This window comes from Actinoplanes sp. NBRC 101535 (assembly GCF_030269225.1).
Classification (GTDB): Bacteria; Actinomycetota; Actinomycetes; order Mycobacteriales; family Micromonosporaceae; genus Actinoplanes; species Actinoplanes rectilineatus.
This window is the reverse complement of record NZ_BSSY01000009.1, coordinates 60,880-78,006: the sequence shown is the minus strand read 5'-3', so window position 1 is coordinate 78,006 and position 17,127 is coordinate 60,880. Positions and strand designations below refer to the sequence as shown.

At 70.4% G+C, this 17,127-nt stretch carries 17 protein-coding genes; 11 read left to right on the top strand and 6 right to left on the bottom strand.

Annotated elements, in window-relative coordinates:
- Positions 1–84 precede the first annotated feature (84 nt).
- From QSK32_RS24725 to QSK32_RS24685, 9 genes are all read left to right on the top strand, one after another.
- Entirely contained in the window at positions 85–768 is a 684-nt protein-coding gene (locus QSK32_RS24725) for a hypothetical protein (protein WP_245673988.1), read from the top strand.
- Between the two features lie 120 nt (positions 769–888).
- Complete coding sequence (locus tag QSK32_RS24720; protein WP_285473318.1) at positions 889–1,605, top strand: DUF4142 domain-containing protein; 717 nt, start codon at positions 889–891, stop codon at positions 1,603–1,605.
- Positions 1,606–1,653: 48 nt separating this feature from the next.
- A complete protein-coding gene (locus QSK32_RS24715) occupies positions 1,654–2,892 on the top strand; it encodes a Pecanex-like protein 1 (protein WP_285473317.1) in 1,239 nt (412 codons plus the stop codon).
- 314 nt (positions 2,893–3,206) lie between these two features.
- The gene (locus tag QSK32_RS24710; protein ID WP_502872556.1) at positions 3,207–4,103 is read left to right on the top strand and encodes a DNA-3-methyladenine glycosylase family protein; all 897 of its coding nucleotides are present in this window, start codon (positions 3,207–3,209) and stop codon (positions 4,101–4,103) included.
- Between the two features lie 67 nt (positions 4,104–4,170).
- Positions 4,171–5,433, top strand: a complete 1,263-nt coding sequence (locus tag QSK32_RS24705) for a hemolysin family protein (RefSeq protein WP_045743039.1) — start codon at positions 4,171–4,173, stop codon at positions 5,431–5,433.
- A 96-nt stretch (positions 5,434–5,529) separates the two neighbouring features.
- Entirely contained in the window at positions 5,530–6,096 is a 567-nt protein-coding gene (locus tag QSK32_RS24700) for a GAF domain-containing protein (protein ID WP_045743038.1), read from the top strand.
- A 50-nt stretch (positions 6,097–6,146) separates the two neighbouring features.
- Positions 6,147–6,323: a hypothetical protein gene (locus QSK32_RS24695; protein ID WP_245673987.1), complete on the top strand. Its 177-nt coding sequence runs from the start codon at positions 6,147–6,149 to the stop codon at positions 6,321–6,323.
- A gap of 19 nt (positions 6,324–6,342) precedes the next feature.
- Entirely contained in the window at positions 6,343–7,263 is a 921-nt protein-coding gene (locus QSK32_RS24690; protein ID WP_045743036.1) for a diacylglycerol/lipid kinase family protein, read from the top strand.
- Between the two features lie 107 nt (positions 7,264–7,370).
- Entirely contained in the window at positions 7,371–7,601 is a 231-nt protein-coding gene (locus tag QSK32_RS24685) for a hypothetical protein (protein ID WP_045743035.1), read from the top strand.
- Between the two features lie 106 nt (positions 7,602–7,707).
- Here the strand turns inward: QSK32_RS24685 and QSK32_RS24680 are convergent, their stop codons facing one another.
- On the bottom strand, positions 7,708–8,811 hold the full coding sequence (locus tag QSK32_RS24680; RefSeq protein ID WP_045743034.1) for an MBL fold metallo-hydrolase: 1,104 nt from the start codon (positions 8,809–8,811) through the stop codon (positions 7,708–7,710).
- A gap of 148 nt (positions 8,812–8,959) precedes the next feature.
- Here QSK32_RS24680 and QSK32_RS24675 point away from each other — a divergent pair, with 148 nt between their 5' ends.
- Complete coding sequence (locus QSK32_RS24675) at positions 8,960–9,478, top strand: LURP-one-related family protein (protein ID WP_425394649.1); 519 nt, start codon at positions 8,960–8,962, stop codon at positions 9,476–9,478.
- Between the two features lie 10 nt (positions 9,479–9,488).
- Positions 9,489–10,955 carry a deoxyguanosinetriphosphate triphosphohydrolase family protein gene (locus QSK32_RS24670; RefSeq protein ID WP_045743032.1) on the top strand — a complete coding sequence of 489 codons (1,467 nt, stop codon included), beginning with the start codon at positions 9,489–9,491 and terminating at the stop codon, positions 10,953–10,955.
- A gap of 161 nt (positions 10,956–11,116) precedes the next feature.
- On the opposite strand, the gene QSK32_RS24665 is transcribed toward QSK32_RS24670, so the two are convergent.
- The 5 genes from QSK32_RS24665 to QSK32_RS24645 form a co-directional block, all read right to left on the bottom strand.
- Complete coding sequence (locus tag QSK32_RS24665) at positions 11,117–11,857, bottom strand: SDR family NAD(P)-dependent oxidoreductase (protein WP_285473315.1); 741 nt, start codon at positions 11,855–11,857, stop codon at positions 11,117–11,119.
- A gap of 58 nt (positions 11,858–11,915) precedes the next feature.
- Entirely contained in the window at positions 11,916–13,553 is a 1,638-nt protein-coding gene (locus tag QSK32_RS24660) for an FAD-dependent oxidoreductase (RefSeq protein WP_285473314.1), read from the bottom strand.
- A gap of 12 nt (positions 13,554–13,565) precedes the next feature.
- On the bottom strand, positions 13,566–15,323 hold the full coding sequence (locus QSK32_RS24655) for a phospholipid carrier-dependent glycosyltransferase (protein ID WP_285473313.1): 1,758 nt from the start codon (positions 15,321–15,323) through the stop codon (positions 13,566–13,568).
- A gap of 34 nt (positions 15,324–15,357) precedes the next feature.
- Positions 15,358–15,906, bottom strand: coding sequence for a peptidase associated/transthyretin-like domain-containing protein (locus tag QSK32_RS24650; protein ID WP_052720522.1), 549 nt, complete (start codon positions 15,904–15,906; stop codon positions 15,358–15,360).
- A 131-nt stretch (positions 15,907–16,037) separates the two neighbouring features.
- The gene (locus QSK32_RS24645; RefSeq protein WP_063775523.1) at positions 16,038–16,964 is read right to left on the bottom strand and encodes a CDP-alcohol phosphatidyltransferase family protein; all 927 of its coding nucleotides are present in this window, start codon (positions 16,962–16,964) and stop codon (positions 16,038–16,040) included.
- Positions 16,965–17,127 lie beyond the last annotated feature (163 nt).

Sequence of the window (17,127 nt, the reverse complement as noted above, 5' to 3'; positions counted from 1 at the left end):
CGAACCCGTCTCCGTACTACAGCCCGGAAATGGCGGAGCCATTAAACCCGGGAGGGGCCAGCAGTGGTACCGGAGAAGCGGAAGTTGACGGTCGTCGGCGCGGGGATTGCGGCGGTGTTCGTTCTGGGCGCCTGCGCTCCGGCCGGATACGGGTCGGACACGGGTACGGCGGACTACGGCAACGCGGCCGAGCCGGCCTCCAACGACGTCGCGGCCACACCTGGCGCCGAGGCGACGGGCGAGCCGGCGGCGGAGTCCACCGAGGAGCCTGCCCCCGCCGATGAGGCGAACACGCCGGAGATCAGCGATGAGCTGGCCACCACCGAGTTGACCGCCAAGAAGGTCGCCCAGATGGGTTCGACCGTGCAGGACGAGGACGGCTGGGTCCTCTACCGGTTCGACGACGACGAGGACGACCCGGCGAAGTCGAACTGCAACGACACCTGCGCCAAGATCTGGCCGGCCGCTCTGACCAACGACGGCGAGCCGAAGCTCACGGGCGTCGACTCCAAGCTGGTCGGCACGGTGACCCGGGCGGACGGCACCAAGCAGCTGACCCTCAAGGGCTGGCCGCTCTACCGCTACATCGGCGACAAGAAGCCGGGGCAGTGGAAGGGCCAGAACGTCAGCGGCAAGTGGTTCGTGATCACGCCCACCGGTACCAAGAACCTGACCTGCCTGCCCAAGGTCTCCAAGCCCGTCGCGCCGCCGGCGGACGCCGCTGACGACGAGGCGTCGGACGACTCCGGCAGCGACTACAGCTACTGATCCCCTGACCTTTCCCATACCTGGCCCGGCACACCGAGGCAGCGGACTTTGGAGGACGACATGAAGGCCCGCCGTACCCCCCGATGGCTGGTCGGCACGGTTGCGCTCGCTCTGGCGTTCATGGTGACGCCGGCCGGCGTCGCCCACGCCGAGGACGAGGTTCCCGTTCCCCCGAACACTGGGCTGACCGATACGGGTCAGGGTCCGGTGAGCGATGCGGACAAGGACTTCGTCATCAAGGTCCGTCTCGCGGGCCTGTGGGAGATCCCGGCCGGCAACATCGTGGCCGAGGGTTCCGACAACCCGACCGTCGTCAACATCGGCAAGAGCATCGCCGCGCAGCACGTCGCGCTCGACAACCTCGACCGTGCGGTGGCGAAGAAGCTCGGCATCATGCTGCCGAACGAGCCGAACGACGACCAGAAGGGGTGGATCTCCGAAATGGAGAACGCCGCCACCCCGACCCAGCTCGACCAGATCTTCATCGACCGTCTCCGCGCCGCGCATGGCAAGATCTTCCCGGCCATCGGCACGATCCGCGCGTCGACGCGAAACGACAGCGTCCGGCTGCTTGCGCAGCAGGCCAACCAGTTCGTCATGACGCACATGACGCTCCTGGAGAGCAGCGGCATCGTCGATTACTCGGGGCTGCCCACGGCCCCGGCACCGGCCGCCCCCGCGGGGCAGGGTCCGGTCCCGATCGACAACCAGATGCTCGCTGCGGCCTCACAGGGCACCGGCCAGCCGGGGCTCAGCAACACCGTCATTCTGCTCGTCCTCGCCGCCGCCCTGGTGGTCGGGGTCATCACGACCATGCGCATCTTCCGCGCGCGGTAGGTATCACATCGCCCACGGCGACAAGAGGCGACAAGAAGGGTGTCACCCATGCGAAGGTCCAGTTACCGGCGCGCCAGCTCTCCGAAGTGGTTCAGCGGTCGTAACCGCATCATCGCGGTTGCTGCCACGCTGGTGGCGTTCGGCGGCATCGTGACTGTCACTCAGGTCTCGAACGCCAGCACCGACGCTCCACAGACGAAGGCTCTGGCGGCCTGCGACGACTTGAGTGCTCCCACCAAGAGCAAGTTGTCGACGGAAACCCGTAAGGGTACGTACACCACCAACAACGGCAAGGTCACGCAGCATGCCGACGACGGCGCCGGCGACGTGGCGACCGCCGCTGAGCTGCGCACGCGTTGCCGCAACTGGGTGATGAACAACGTCTCCAACGACGAGACCGAGGCCACCACCACCGCCCGCCGTGGCAACAACGGCCGCGGCAACGGCGGCAACAACGGTGGCGGCAACAACAACGGTGGGAACAACAACAACGGCGGCAACAACAACGGCGGTAACAACGGTGGTGGCGAGGCCAGCGCCGAGCCGTCCGTCGAGCCGTCCGAGGCGACCGGTGAGGACGGCGCCGACAACGGCGGCGACAACGCCGGCGGCGACCAGAACAACGGTGGCGACAATGCCGGTGGCGACAATGCCGGTGGCGACAATGCCGGTGGCGACAACGGTGGCGACGCGGGCGACGACGGCGACGACGGCGGAGCGGTCGTCACGCCTCCTCCGGGCGCCGGCCTGGGTGTTCTGACCAACACCTGTGACACCAGCCAGCTGCCCCCGCACGACGGTTTCCAGAACGGCAACCGGTGCGTCTCCACCGAGTTCGGTGAGGTCGGTGCGGCCGCCAACAACTCGACGCTGCTGATCACCAACGCGCCGCGTCAGGTCAACCGGAACCAGGCCTTCACCATCCAGGTCAGCACCCGGAACCTGATCCGTGACCGCTTCCTCGCGGCCGGCCAGGGTGGTTACTACGTGGAGAGCTCGGTGCTGCAGAACGGCATCGTCCGCGGCCACTTCCACACCGCCTGCCGGATCCTGGACAGCAACAACGCTGCTCCCGCCCCGGACCCGGTGCCGGCGTTCTTCGTCGCGACCGAGGACAACCAGGGTGGTGCCCAGCCGGACACCGTCAACATCCAGGTGCCGGGTCTCGCGCAGGCCGGCAACTTCCAGTGCTCCTCCTGGGCTGGTGACGGCTCGCACCGTATCCCGATGATGGAGCGCGCCAACCAGACGCCCGCCTTCGACTCGGTCCGGGTCCGCGTCCGCTGACGCTGATCCCCACCGATCGGTTGCACCTCTGATACGCGGAGCAGCTGCCGTTCGCCGGGGCTGAACCGGACCGGGTTACCGCGACCCGGTCCGGGACCCCCCTTCGATCCCGGCGACCGTCCTTCCCCCTGCCGGACGGGAACACGGCAGGCGCCCGGCCACCACCGGGCGGGCTCCGCACCGGATGACCGGACCTTTCTCGGGTGTCCGGTCACCGCCCGATGGCCCTGACCCCGGAGCACGGTCAGGGCCATCGGCTTGCCCGGACGTCGGTGCCCGGTGACGGGGATCGGTGGCATAGTGGCGCGGTGACCGTGACCCGCCGGCTGACGCCACCCGAGCGTTACCAGTTCAGCGCGTCACTGCGGCCGCTGCTGGTGCCGAAACACGACCCGTGCGGACGGTTCGCCGACGGCGAGTTCGCGCTCGCGGCGCGTACCCCCGATGGACCGGCGGCGTTGCACCTGGCCCGCGCCGCGGGGGATCTCGTCGCCACCGGCCACGGACCGGGGGCGGGGTGGATCGTCGACCGCGCCGACGCGATCGCCGGACTCCGCGACGACCCGGGTGACTTCGCCGAGCTGGCCGGGCGGCATCCCCTGATCGCACGCCTCTTCCAGACCTTCTCCGGGGTACGCCTGGCGTCGACCGGCCGTGTCTTCCCCCGGCTGCTGCGCGCGATCCTGGAGCAGAAGGTCACCGGCAAGGAGGCGCATCACGCCTACCGGGCCGTCTGCCGCCACTTCGGGGAACCCGCGCCCGGACCCGCGGGCCTGGTGCTCCCGCCTGATCCGGCCGCGGTGGCCGCCTCCGCCTACTGGGTCTTCCACCCGTTCGGTGTCGAGCAGCGCCGGGCCCAGACCCTGATGCGTGCCGCTCAGGTGGCCGGCCGGCTGGAGCGCTGTGCCGATGCGGCGGAGGCGACCGCCCGGTTGACCGCGCTGCCCGGCATCGGCCCGTGGACCGCCGCCGAGACGGTCCGGCACGCGTTCGGCGACCGGGACGCGGTCAGCGTCGGTGACTTCCACATCCCGAACACGGTGGCGTGGGCGCTGGCCGGCGAGGCCCGGGGGACCGACGAGCGGATGCTCGAGTTGCTGGAGCCGTTCCGCGGGCACCGGGGCCGGGTCTGCGACCTGCTGGCCCTGGGTGGCATAACCGCCCCGAAGTTCGGTCCACGGATGCCGGTCCGGTCGTTCGCCCGGTTTTGACGTCTAGCCGATCGCCCGAATAGTTACGGTAATCCGGCATGATGTAAATCATCCGGAGGGTGGCTTGATGGGGGATTTCGCTGGTCCGATCCTGGTCGTGCTGGTGCTGATCCTTCTCAACGCGGTGTTCACCGGCAGCGAGATGGCCGTGATCTCGTTGCGGGAGAGCCAGCTGCACCGCCTGGAACGCCGGTCCCGGGGCGGCCGGGTGCTCGCCCGCCTCGCCCACGACGCCAACCGCTTCCTGGCCACCATCCAGATCGGCATCACCCTGGCCGGTTTCCTGGCCGCGGCGATCACCGCCCGGTTCCTCTCCGAACCGCTCGAGGAACGCCTCGGCGTGGTGGCCGCGACCCTGCTGATGACCACCGCCCTGACCTTCGTCACGCTGGTCCTCGGCGAGCTCGCGCCGAAGCGGATCGCGCTGCAGCGCAACGAGGCCTGGGCGCTGGTGATGGCCCGCCCGCTGGAGCTGCTCGCCCGGCTGGCCCGGCCGGCCGTCTGGCTGCTCGGCAAGGCGACCGACGGGGCGGTCCGGCTGGTCGGCGCCGACCCGGCCGCCCGGCGCGACGAGGTGACCCCGGAGGAGATCCGCGACATGGTCGCCGCCCAGCGGGAGTTCTCCGCCGAGCAGCGGACCATCATCTCCGGCGCGTTCGCCATCGCCGACCGGATCCTGCGGGAGATCCTGGTGCCCCGCCGGGACGTGCTGACCCTGGCCAGCGGCATGCCGGCCGCGGAGGCGCTGCGGACCCTGATCGAGGGCGGGCACTCGCGGGCGCCGGTGATCGGCCCGGTGGCCGGGCTGGACGACGTGATCGGGGTGGTGCACCTGCGGGACCTCGTCGGCGCCCACGGTCCGGTCGACGACGCGGCCCGGCCCGGTCTCTACCTCCCGGAGACACTGCGGGTGTCGGACGCGCTGCGGCAGCTGCGGACCGAGCGGCAGCCGCTGGCGCTGATCGTCGACGAGCGCGGCGCGGTGGACGGCATCGTCACCCTGGAGGACCTGGTCGAGGAGATCGTCGGGGAGATCTACGACGAGACCGACGCGGACGGCGCCCCGACCGTCCGGGAGGCCGACGGGGCGCTGCTGATGCCCGGCTCGTTCCCGATCCACGACCTGCCGGACATGGGCTTCCACCGGGACGCCCCGGAGGACGGCGACTACACCACGGTGGCCGGCATGGTGCTGGCCGCGCTCGGGCACATCCCGACCGAACCGGGCGAGGTGGTGGTCCTGCCGGAGTTCACCGCCGAGGTGGTCGAGGTGACCGGCCGGGCCATCACCCAGGTACGCGTCCGCGCCCTGGAGGAGTCCCGCGACTGACAGGGTGTGCGACTTCCGGCGTCCCGGAGCCCCCGATCACCGGTTCGAGCAGCGGGAACGCTTGCGGACGCGAATGTGCGGCATAGGCTCGCGTCCATGACAACGTCGTCGAACGCCTATGAGTACCTGGACAACGTCGGCCCGCAGGAGCAGGCCCGGCTCGCGGCGGTGCGCCGTTACCGGCTGGTGGACCAGCCCGTCGAGGACGCGTACGACCGGATCGCCTTCGTGGCGGGCGCCATCTTCGACACTCCGATCGCGACGGTCTCCCTCGTCGAACGGGACCGGGTGTGGCTGGCCGCCTGTCAGGGTCTGAGCGGGGTCCGGCAGATCGGCACCGAGCCCGGCCTGTGCGCGTCGGTCATCGCCCAGGACGACGTCTATGTGATCAACGACGCGGCCGTCGACCCGCGCACCCTGGAGCACCCGCTGGTCCGGGGCGAACTCGGTCTGCGGTTCTACGCCGCCGCGCCGATCCGCACCCACGACGGCTACCGCCTGGGCACGGTCAACGTGATCGACAACCGGCCGCGGGAGGCGTCCCCGCGTCAGCTGCGGGCCCTGGAGAACCTGGCCTCGATCGTCTCCGACGAGCTGGAGCTGCGCCTCATGGTCATCCGCAGTGCGGCCGCCGAGCAGCGGATGCGCGAGACGGTTAACTGATCTGTCACGGTGGGTATCCGTACCGCATGATCTGGAATCTTCTTCGCCGTATGGTCCTGACCGCCGTCCTCGTCCCGTTGGGTGTGGCCGGTGCCCGCAAGCTCAGTGACGCCGTCGAGCGTCGCCGCGGCCCGCAGAACCGGGCCTCCCGGTGGCTGCGGCAGGGTGCCGACACCGCCCAGACGCTGTTCGGGCGTAAGAAGCGCCGGCGATTCAGTTTCCGCTGACCTGGGTAACGGCGGCGACATGCAGACCCCCCGCACGATCGCCGTCGTTGCCCATCAGCGTAAGACCCTCGGTGGCGGACTCGACGAACTGCGCCGCAGGATCACCGGCCAGGGCGTCGACAAGCTGCTCTGGTTCGAGGTGCCGAAGAGCCGCAAAGCCCCCAAGCAGGTCCGCAAGGCCGTCAAGGCCGGCGTCGACCTGCTGGTGGTGTGGGGCGGTGACGGCATGGTCCAGCGCACCCTGGACGTGCTCGCCCAGGAGGGAAAGGCCGGCCGGAAGATCCCGGTGGCGATCATGCCGGCCGGCGCGGGCAACCTGCTCGCCGGCAACCTCGGCATCCCCACCGACCTGGAGAAGGCCGTGGAGATCGCGTTCACCGGCGAGCGCCGCCGGTTCGACCTCGGCAAGCTGGCCGGCGAGCACTTCGCGGTGATGGCCGGCGTCGGCTTCGACGGCGCGATGATCAAGGATGCCGACGGGGACCTCAAGGACCGGCTGGGCAAGCTGGCGTACGTCTGGACCGGCATCCGGCACGTCAACGGTGAGGCGCCCCGGGCCACCATCGCCGTGGACGGCGTCCCGTGGTTCGACGACGAGGCCAGCTGCGTGCTGATCGGCAACGTCGGCAAGATCACCGGTGGGATCCGCGCGTTCGACGACGCGGCCCCGGACGACGGCTGGCTCGACGTCGGCGTGGCCACCGCCCAGGGCGCGACGCAGTGGGCCCGCGCGCTGGGGACGATGGCGGTCGGAAGATCCGATAAGTCGCCTTTCGTCCGGACTACCCGCGCTCGTCGGGTTGACGTCACCCTGGAATCGAAGCTCGAATATGAGCTGGACGGCGGCGCCCGGGCGAAGACCAGGAAGTTCACCGCCGAGGTGGTCCCCTCAGCGGTCACCCTCTGCGTGCCGCGGCCTGACCTTTCGACTGACCGATAGCCGACAGCGCTTCCGGAGCGGTTTCTGGTGAATTGTGCTGCCGCTGGAAGTGCTGTGCCGTCGCGCCCAGACTGGCTGCTCATCACCGGAACACCAGGGGGTCGACCATGACGCAGTACCTCGCGGCGTACCTGGGTGCGCTGCTCACCGCGGGCGGATCACTCGCGTTCGCGTACCGGATGGGCCGGGCCAACACGGCCTGGCACGACGTCAGATCCGCCAAACTCGCGGTCCGTGCCACCCGGCGGATCGCCTGGGCGCACACGGTCCGATTAACCGCCGGCGCGATGGTCCTGCTCGCCGGACTGTTCGCCGCCGCTTTCGATCTCGCCCGCTGACGACGTGTGGCGATTTCGGGCGCGCTACGCGCCCGAAATCGCCACGCTGGGCGTCGGGTGTGGTGAGTGGGGGCGCGTGGCGCGCCCGAACCCACCACGGCGACCGTCAGGCGATCTGCTGCCACCAACCGTCGACCGCCGGCGGGTTGTCCACGTCGACCCGCTCGCCCGGCCGCGGCACCGCCAGTTTCACCCCCTGGGCCTTCGCCTCGCTCCAGGTGCGGTCGGCCGGCTCCGACCAGTCGTGCAGCGCCAGGTTGAACGTCGCCCAGTGCACCGGGATCATCAGGCCACCGCGTACGTCGCGGTGGGTGGCCACGCCGTCCTCCGGCGTCATGTGGATGTCCGGCCAGGCGTCGCCGTACGCCCCGATCTGCACCAGCGTCGCGTCGAACGGCCCGTGCTCCGCGCCGATCTCCGCGAACCCCGGGAAGTAGCCGGTGTCGCCGGAGTAGAACACCTTCCGCGTCGGGCCGATGATCACCCAGCTGGACCAGAGGGTGTCGTCCCGGGTGAAACCACGGCCGGAGAAGTGCCGGGCCGGCGTCGCGACCAGGTCGATCCCGGCCACCTTCGCCTTCTCGTTCCAGTCCAGCTCGATGATCCGGCTCTCCGGCACGCCCCACCGTTCCAGGTGCGCCCCGACGCCCAGCGGCACCAGGAACGGCGCCGACTGCAGGTCCACCAGGTTCTGGATGGTGACCATGTCCAGGTGGTCGTAGTGGTCGTGGGAGATCAGCACCGCGTCGATCGGCGGGAGTTCCCGCAGCGGCATCGGCGGCTCGTGCAGACGCCGCGGGCCGGCCAGCCGGGACGGGGAACACCGGTCGCTCCAGACCGGGTCGAGCAGCACCCGGCGGCCCTCGATCTCCACCAGCGCGGAGGAGTGGCCGTACCAGGTGACGTGCAGGCCGTCCGCCGGTGTGCCCGGTGTCGGGACGACCACCGGCACCGGTTGATGCGGTCTGCGCATCTCCCGGCCGGTGAGCGTGGCCGCGGCGGCCTTCGGCATCGAGGTGCCGGTCAGCATCTCGGCCGGCAGTGAGTTGCGGAACTTCCCGTCCGCGAACTGTGGGGACGCGTCCATCCGGGCGCGCCGGGCGCCACGCGCCCGCGCGCCGAGTTGTGCGGGAATGTCGCGGGCGGCCCAGACCGCCGCGGCGCCGAGGGCCAGAGCCATCACGGTACGGGTACGAGCTCGCTTCGCCATGCGTCAAGTCTGGCCTGTTCGAGGGCCGCTCTGCCACCGACCTCCTCAGCCTGCCCTCAGCAACCTGCCGGTATGACACACTGCGGCCGTGACCCTCGACGTCCTTCAGGCACAGCACCGCCTCATAGTGCGGCAACGCATACGTTTCATGGTCAATCAGTACGAGGTACACGGGGTGACCCCGGACGGCCAGGAGGCCGGTGTCCTCGCCTTCGCCCAGCAGAAGCGCTTGGCGTTCAAGGAACAGGTGACCCTCTACACCGACGACACCAAGCAGTACCCGCTGCTCGGGTTCAAAGCCCGCCAGGTGATCGACCTCGGCGCCACGTACGACGTGACCGACCCGGCCGGCCAGCCGATCGGCCTGTTCCGCAAGAATTTCGCGGCGTCGCTGCTCCGGTCCACCTGGATCGTCGAACAGCCCGGCTACGGCGAGATCACCGGGCAGGAACGCAACATGTGGGTGGCCGTCCTGCGCCGCTTCGTCGACTACCTCTCCTGGTTGCCGTACCATTTCGACTTCACCATCGCCGGCCGCCCGGCGTTCTCGGTGGTCCGCAAGTGGGGTTTGCGGGACCGCTACGAGGTCAGCATCCACGACCAGTACCTCGACCGTCGCCTGGTGGTGGCGATGGCCGTCGCGTTGGACGCCCTGCAGTCCAGGTAGATTTCCGGGGATGGACGATCCCCGTGCCCAGCGCCTGTTCGGCGACACCCTGGTCGCCCCCGGCGACCTGGCCGCCAGCCCGTTCCGCGTCGACCGGGACCGGATCGTCAGTTCACCGTTCCTGGCCCGGCTGGCCGGCGTCACCCAGGTGATCAGCCCGGGCGGCGCCGGCCTGCTGGTGCACAACCGGCTCACCCACAGCCTCAAGGTGGCGCAGGTGGGCCGGGCCATCGCCGAACGCGTCCGGGCCGCTGAGCCCGACCTGGCCGAGAAGTTGGGCGGCTGCGACCCGGACGTGGTGGAGGCGGCGGCCCTCGCCCACGATCTGGGCCACCCGCCCTTCGGCCACCTGGGCGAACGCGTGCTGGACCGGCTGGCCCGGCACCGCCTCAACCTGCGTGACGGGTTCGAGGGCAACGCCCAGTCGTACCGGATCGTCACCAGCACCGAGATCGGCGGCCAGGCGACCGCCGGTCTCAACCTGACGAACGCGGTCCGCGCCGCGATCCTGAAATACCCGTGGACCCGGCGCACCCACCCGGACCCGCACCCGCGATTCATGGATCCGGCGCCCCGGGGTGCGGCGGTGGTCCCCGACGACCCGGACGGCGGTTCGCTGAAGTTCGGGGCCTATTCCACCGAGGTCGGCGACATGCGTGCCGCGCGGGCCCCGTTCACCGGCCGGGTCGCCGACTGGCAGCAGACCGTCGAGGCCTCGGTGATGGACACCGCCGACGACATCGCCTACGCCATCCACGACCTCGAGGACGTGCACCGCGTCGGCGTCCTGCAGCAGGGTGCGGTCGCCACCGAGCTGATGGCCTGGCAGCGCTGGGGCGCCGAGACCGACCTGACCCGGTCCGGTGGCGCGATCGAGTCGCTGCGCCGCCAGCTGCACCGCAAGGACGCCTGGATCGCCGACGACGACGCTTTCGCGGACGCCGTCGAGCTGGTCCGTGCCGAGTTGGTCGACGGTCTGCTGGCCCGGCCGTTCGACGGTTCCATCGAGGCCGAGGCCCGGGTCGCCGCCTTCTCCGCCACGTGGACCCGCCGTCTGGTCGACTCGATCGAGGCAACCGGTCAGCCTGCGATCAGAAGCGGTCACGTGCAGCTGTCCCGGGCGCAGTGGCACGAGGTGCAGATCCTCAAGTTCGTACAGAATCGCTTCGTCCTGGAACGTCCCGATCTGGCGCTGCATCAGCGCGGGCAGGCCCGTCTGCTGGCCTCGCTGGTGGAGGCGCTGCTGGCCTGGCTCACCGACCCCGACGAGGAGCAGCGACTGCCCCGCCGTCTGCGTGACCTGGTCGAACTCGCCGAGGCCGAGCTTTCCGCCGAGATCCCGGACCGGCTGGAGCGCGCGCGTGGCCGGGCCGTCATCGACTTCGTCGCCGGCCTCACCGACAGCCAGGCGATCGGCCTGATGGAGGCGCTGTCCGGGCGGTCACGGCAGCTCTGGACGGACGCCTTCGTCCTGTAGGGCACGGAGGATCAAAATCGGAAGATCGATGTCGTAGCGGGGTGGTGGGTACCGACCGTCGCTCCCGCCGAGGGCCCGGCGACTCCCGCTGGCCGCTACGCGTCCAACCCGCGAGAGCCACCGGGCGACCTGCGTGCGCGGTTGCGCTCCTCAAAAGCCGGTCACATGAAGAGGCCGCCGGTGGCCCGGAGGTTCTGGCCGGTCAGCCAGGCCCCGTCGGGGGAGCAGAGGAACGCGACGACGGCGGCGATGTCAGCCGGGGTGCCGAGACGGCCCAGCGCGGTGACGGACGAGGTGACCGCCAGCAGCTCGGGTGGGTTGGTGGCGCGCAGCATGTCGGTGTCGGTCGCCCCGGAGGACACCGTGTTGACGGTGATCCCGCGCGGCCCGAGCTCGCGGGAGGCCACCCTGGTGAACTGCTCCAGGGCGCCCTTGCTCCCGCAGTAGAGCGCCAGCCCCGGAGCGGCCACCACGGTGTTGAGGCTGGAGACGGTGACGATGCGTCCGCCGTCACGGAGCAGCGGGATCGCCTCCCGGATGGCGAACAGCGGGAACGTCGCGTTGATCGTCATCACCCGCTCGTAGTGGTCCGTGGTCAGCTCACCGATCGGTGTCCGGTCCGCGACGGCGGCGTTGAGGACCAGGATGTCCAGGCCGCTGTCGCGTACCGGATCGAACATCGCCGGCAGAGTGCCGAGGTCGGCCTGGTCGCAGCGCACCGCCACCCCGTCGCCGATCTCGGCGGCCAGCTCGGCGGCCGCCTGCGAACTCTCCCGGTAGGTGAACACCACCCGGGCCCCGTCGGCCGCCAGACGCCGGACGATCGCCGTGCCGATGCCCCGCGAACCGCCGGTGACCAGTGCGACCCGTCCGGCGAGAGGGGCGGAATCGTGGAGTGTCATGACTGGGGACGCTAGGGCGTGCCGAAGGCGATGTCGACCGATCGAGGCATGTGGATCTTCAAAAGGGGAACCGCAAGGCCGCCGGTGCGTGCGCCGGCACGACCGGCGATCGGGGCGGGACCGGCGCGACCCGGCGGTACGCCGCCCCGAGCGGCGGCCGCGGATCCGGGTCACCGTGCACGGGCCAGAGGGAGATCGCCCGCTCGGCCAGCGCGGTGATCGTCAGCGACGGGTTGACACCCAGGTTCGCCGGAACCGCCGAACCGTCCACCACATGCAGGCCCGGATGACCGAAGACCCGGTGGTAGGCGTCCACCACCCCGGACTCCGCCGACTCCCCGATCGTGGCGCCGCCCAGGATGTGCGCGGTCATCGGGATGTCGAAGACGTCGCCGACCGTGCCACCGGGGTAGCCGCCGATCCGGTCGGCGAGCCGCCGCACCGCCTCGTGGCCGACGGGGATCCAGCGCGGGTTCGGGTCACCGTGTCCGGGGCCGGTGGTGAGCCGTCCGCGCCGGGTCCGCCGTACCGTCAGGGAATTGTCCGCGGTCTGCATGACCAGGGCGATGATGGTCCGTTCGCTCCAGCGGCGCACCGACAGCGAGTGCGCCAGGACCACCGGGTGGCGCAGGGCCTGGCCGAGGAAGCGCAGCGGTCGCGGGACACGCCCGCCGCCGTCCACCAGGATCGTCGACAGCAGGCCCATGGCGTTGCTGCCGGGGCCGTAGCGGACCGGTTCGATGTGGGTCCGTTCGTCCGGGTGGAACGACGAGGTGATCGCGACGCCGCGGGAGAACGGTTCGGCGGGCACGTCCCTGGTGGCCGCGCCGAGCAGTGCCTCGGAGTTGGTCCGGGTCAGCATGCCCAGGCGGGGGGAGAGGGCGGGCAGCACCCCGGTGTCGCGCATCGCGTGCAGCAGGCGCTGGGTGCCGAGCGCCCCGGCGGCCAGGACGACCTGCCCGGCGGTGTGGACCTGCCCGGTCCGGGTCTCCACCCGCCAGCCGTCGCCGTCCGGCCGCAGGGCGGTGACCTCGGTGTCCGGGTGGACGACCGCCCCGGCCCGCTCGGCCAGGTGCAGGTAGTTGACGTCGAGCCGGTTCTTCGCGCCGACCCGGCAGCCGATCATGCAGTCGCCGCACTGGGTGCACCCGGTCCGGTCCGGGCCGGCGCCCCCGAAGTACGGGTCGGGCACGGTCCGTCCCGGTTCGCCGAAGAAGACGCCGACCGGCGTGTGCCGGAACGTGTGCCCGACGCCCATGTCCTGCGCGACCTGCCGGATCGCGCGGTCGGCGGGCGTGGTGGCGGGCTGGTCGGTGACGCCGAGCATCCGGGACGCCTGGTCGTAGTGCCGGTCCAGTTCACCGGCCCAGTCGGTGATCCCGGACCAGCGCGGATCGTCGAAGAACGCGGCCGGCGGACGGTAGAGGGTGTTCGCGTACACCAGGGAGCCGCCGCCGACCCCGGCGGCGGAGAGCACCACGATGTCCTTGAGCAGGGTGATCCGCTGGATGCCGCGCAGGCCCAGCCGCGGCGCCCACAGGAAGTTCCGCAGGTCCCAGGAGCTGCGCGGCAGCGTCGCCGGGGTGAACCGGCGACCGGCCTCGAGCACGCCGACCCGGTAGCCCTTCTCGGCCAGCCGTAGAGCGCTGACACTGCCGCCGAATCCGCTGCCCACGATCACGACGTCGTAGTGCACCCCTGCAAAGTATCAGCGCCGGTAGATGGTTATCGAGTATCCGACCTGGTCGATCGGGGTGGCGCCGTCGAGCATCAGCTTCAGCCGGGGGGTGACGGTGGCGACCCGGGAGTCGGAGACGACGAGCAGACCGTGGATCTCCTCGGGCCGTACGGTGTACGGATCCCGGTAGTCGATCCCGTAGTAGCGGGGCACGCCACTGCCCTTGTAGACCAGCCACACCTGTTCGTCGGGGTAGTCGGCCTTCAGCTTCTGGGCGAGCCGGGCAAGGTCCTGACCCCAGTCGACGTTGGCGTCGTGCAGGTTGTTGTGGGTGTTCGCGGTGCCGCCGAACGCCTCGTTGGAGTAGGGCAGGTAGTAGGGGAAGGTGAGCATCGAGCTGACCGCCACCGCGAGGGCGAGCAGGCCGGCCACGATCTTCGCCCAGCGCCACCGGATCAGCACGACGGTGCCGGCCGCGACGGTCAGGAACATCGGCAGGAAGATGACGTACCGGGTGCCGAAGTTGCGGGAGCCGGTCATCGTGACGAGCAGCAGCACGGCGGAGACCGGCACCAGGTAGAGCAGGGCGGCGCGCAGCCGGGGGATCACCAGCATCGTGATCATGCCGGCCGCCCAGAGCGCCAGCATCCCCAGCGGCGTCTTGATCAGGATCGCGACCGGCATGTAGTACCAGGGGGAGCCCTTGTAGGACTCGCCGAGCAGGAAGCCGGTGTACGTCTTGTCCTCGAACTTGAACTGGGTGAGCATCCCGTCCTTGTAGGCCTGCGGGAACGGCAGCCACTCCACGGCGAGCCCGCGCAGCCCCAGGTCGTCCGGGTTCGGCAGGCCGACCGGGCTGGCCCAGTACATCCGGCGGTCGACGAGCAGGTAGGAGATCCACACGACCGCGATGGCGATCAGCCCGAGGGCGGTCGTCGCGGCGACGCTGACGCCGATCCGCCACCCCAGCGGGATGACGCCCTTCGGTTTCGGCTCGGGCTCCGCCTCAGGTTCGGGCTTCGCGTCGGGCTCGGGCTCCGCGTCCGGCTCGGGCTCCGCCTCAGGTTCGGGCTCGGGCTCCGAGGCGGGTTCCGGTTCGGGCTCCGGGGTGGGCTGCGCCATGAGCGGACGTTGCGCATGCCAGGCGGACCAGGCCGCGAGAACAACCAGCAGGGGTACGGCCGGAAGCACGCTCATCCGGGTCGCCAGCGCCGCGCCCAGTGCCGCCCCGGCCAGAGGTAGGTAGGGCATCATCGTCGTCCGGGCGCGCCACGTCAGCCAGAAGGCGGTGAGCAGCATCCCGGCGGCCGGAACGTCGAGCGTCGCCAGCGACCCGTGGGCGATCACATCGGGCGAGAAGGAGTACAGCGCCAGCGCCAGCAGCCCGCCGGCCGGCCCGGCCAGGTCCCGGGCGAACGCCAGCACCACCAGCCCGAACACCAGGGTCAGCAGGATGATCGGCAGCCGGGCGTAGAGCAGCAGCTGGAACGGGTTGTTGCCGCTCTCGTACAGCAGATGACGGCCGAGCCGGGTCTGGTTGCCGGTGTACCCGGAGTCGAGCTTCGGGTCCGCGAACGCCGTCCCGGCCGCGATGATCAGCTTGCCGAGCGGCGGGTGCTCCGGGTTGTAACGCAGGCTGTGCTGCTGCCGGTACACCTCGGCGGTCGCCACGTAGACCGGTTCGTCGATGGTCGGCGTCTGCTGCATGGCGGTGGTGACCATGGCGAACGCCATCTGTCCCAGCATGGCCACAACGGCGAGCAGATAGAGGAGGCGGCGGCGCGGCATCGCGCAAATCTAGTCGGTGCCGGTGGAGTGGATCTCACCCGCCGGGTCGGAGGCCCACGGTACGGGTGGCGACCAGTCCACGGACCGGGTCGCCGGTCACCGACGCGATCTCCAGGGGCCAGCCGCTGGTGAAGCAGGTGTCGGTGGCCAGGCTGACGTCGTCGAGGCGCCCGTGGGCCCACCCGTACGCCTGGGTGCAGGCGTCACCCGGAAGTGCGAGTTCGGCGGTGTGCTCCGGCGCGGAGCCGGGCGCCGGGCGGATCTCGACGTGCAGGTGCGGCCAGTGTCCCGGGTACGCCTCCGGGAAGACGCCGGCGAACCGTACCCAGCCGGCCTCGTCGGTGGTCCGCTGTTCCGGGGCCGGCCGCGTCGTGGCGGGGGAGCAGTCCCACATGCTCACCGCGTACCCCACGAGAACCCGCCCGGACCAGGCACTCAGCAGGCGCAGGCGCACGGTGAGGGGGATGAGGGCCGCCCGCGAGGCGAGGGCGAAGGCGGAGTCCGGGGCCGGTGCCCGGGCGGGGAGCCGGACCCGGCCGGCGAGCGGTGTGCGGTGGTGGTCCTGCGGCTGGCGGACGGTCATGGCGCCTCCCAGGGTCGACGACCGTCTGTTCGGCACCGGGCGCCCGGGATCGGAAGGAACCGGGGGCACAAACAGTGGCACCCCGGAGCGTTCGCCCCGGGGTGCCACTGGTCGCGTGGTGGAAGGAAGGGTCAGACCGTTGTCGGAACGCGACCGGCCGAGTCGGTGTGGCCGGCCTGGTCGTCCTGCTCGGCCTGGTAGGCCGCCCACTTCTCCTCGGCGGCGGCGAGCTTCGCCGGGTAGGCGCGGCAGGCCTTGAGGAGCTTGTAGATCAGGAACAGCTCGAAGGCGAGCAGACCGGCGCCGGCCAGGATGGTGACCGGGATGATGAATCCGGTGACCGGCGCGATGATGAAGACGGTCATCTCGTATTCGATGCCACTGATCAGGTGGGTGCGGATCCGGCGGGCCCGCAGGAAGCTGCCGATCCGGCGCTTGAGCGACGGCTTGCCGGTGGTCGGCCGGGGCTGCGACGCGGTGTCCTCCTCGGGCATCTCGTCGGCCGGCTCGCCCATCTCGGCGGCGGGTGTCGGCTGGGTGGTCACCGGCGGCTTCAGCGCGTCCAGCTGGTCGCGCATGACCTTGCGGACCTTCTGCATCTGGGCGCTGTTCAGGTAACGGAACAGGTCCAGGAAGATGGCGATCGCCATCACCCAGAGGTAGGTGTCGTTACCGGTCTTCGCATACTGCCCGCCGAAGAGCGCCAGGGCGATGAAGAAGACCCGGACCCGGTCGAGGACGAAGTCGAGCCATTGGCCGAAGATCGTCCCGGTGCCGTTCAGCCGGGCGATCTTGCCGTCCATGCAGTCGACGACGAAGCTGAGGTGGAACAGAATGCCGCCGGCGACCAGCCACCAACGGTCACCGATGGCGAAACTGACCGCCGCTCCGGTGCCGAGAATGGTCGCGATCAGAGTCAGAACATTGGGCGTTATCCATCGGTACGGCGCCACCTGACGCACCAGTCGAGACGCCAACGGGTCGACCAGAAGCACGGTCCACCACGCGTCGACCGGCTTGTAGGTCCGCTCCCGGATCTCCTGCAAGGTCACCTTCACGCGCGGCACTTTAGACCTTCATCCTATGAAAATGCTAAGTACCCCGCCGGTTCACCTAAGCCCGCTACCTGCAGTGACGTCCGTTTCGCGTCGTGGTGACGAAACCGTTGCGTCCTGTGAGTGCGAGACATCGATCCGTGATGATCCACCGGGGGTGGGCCGT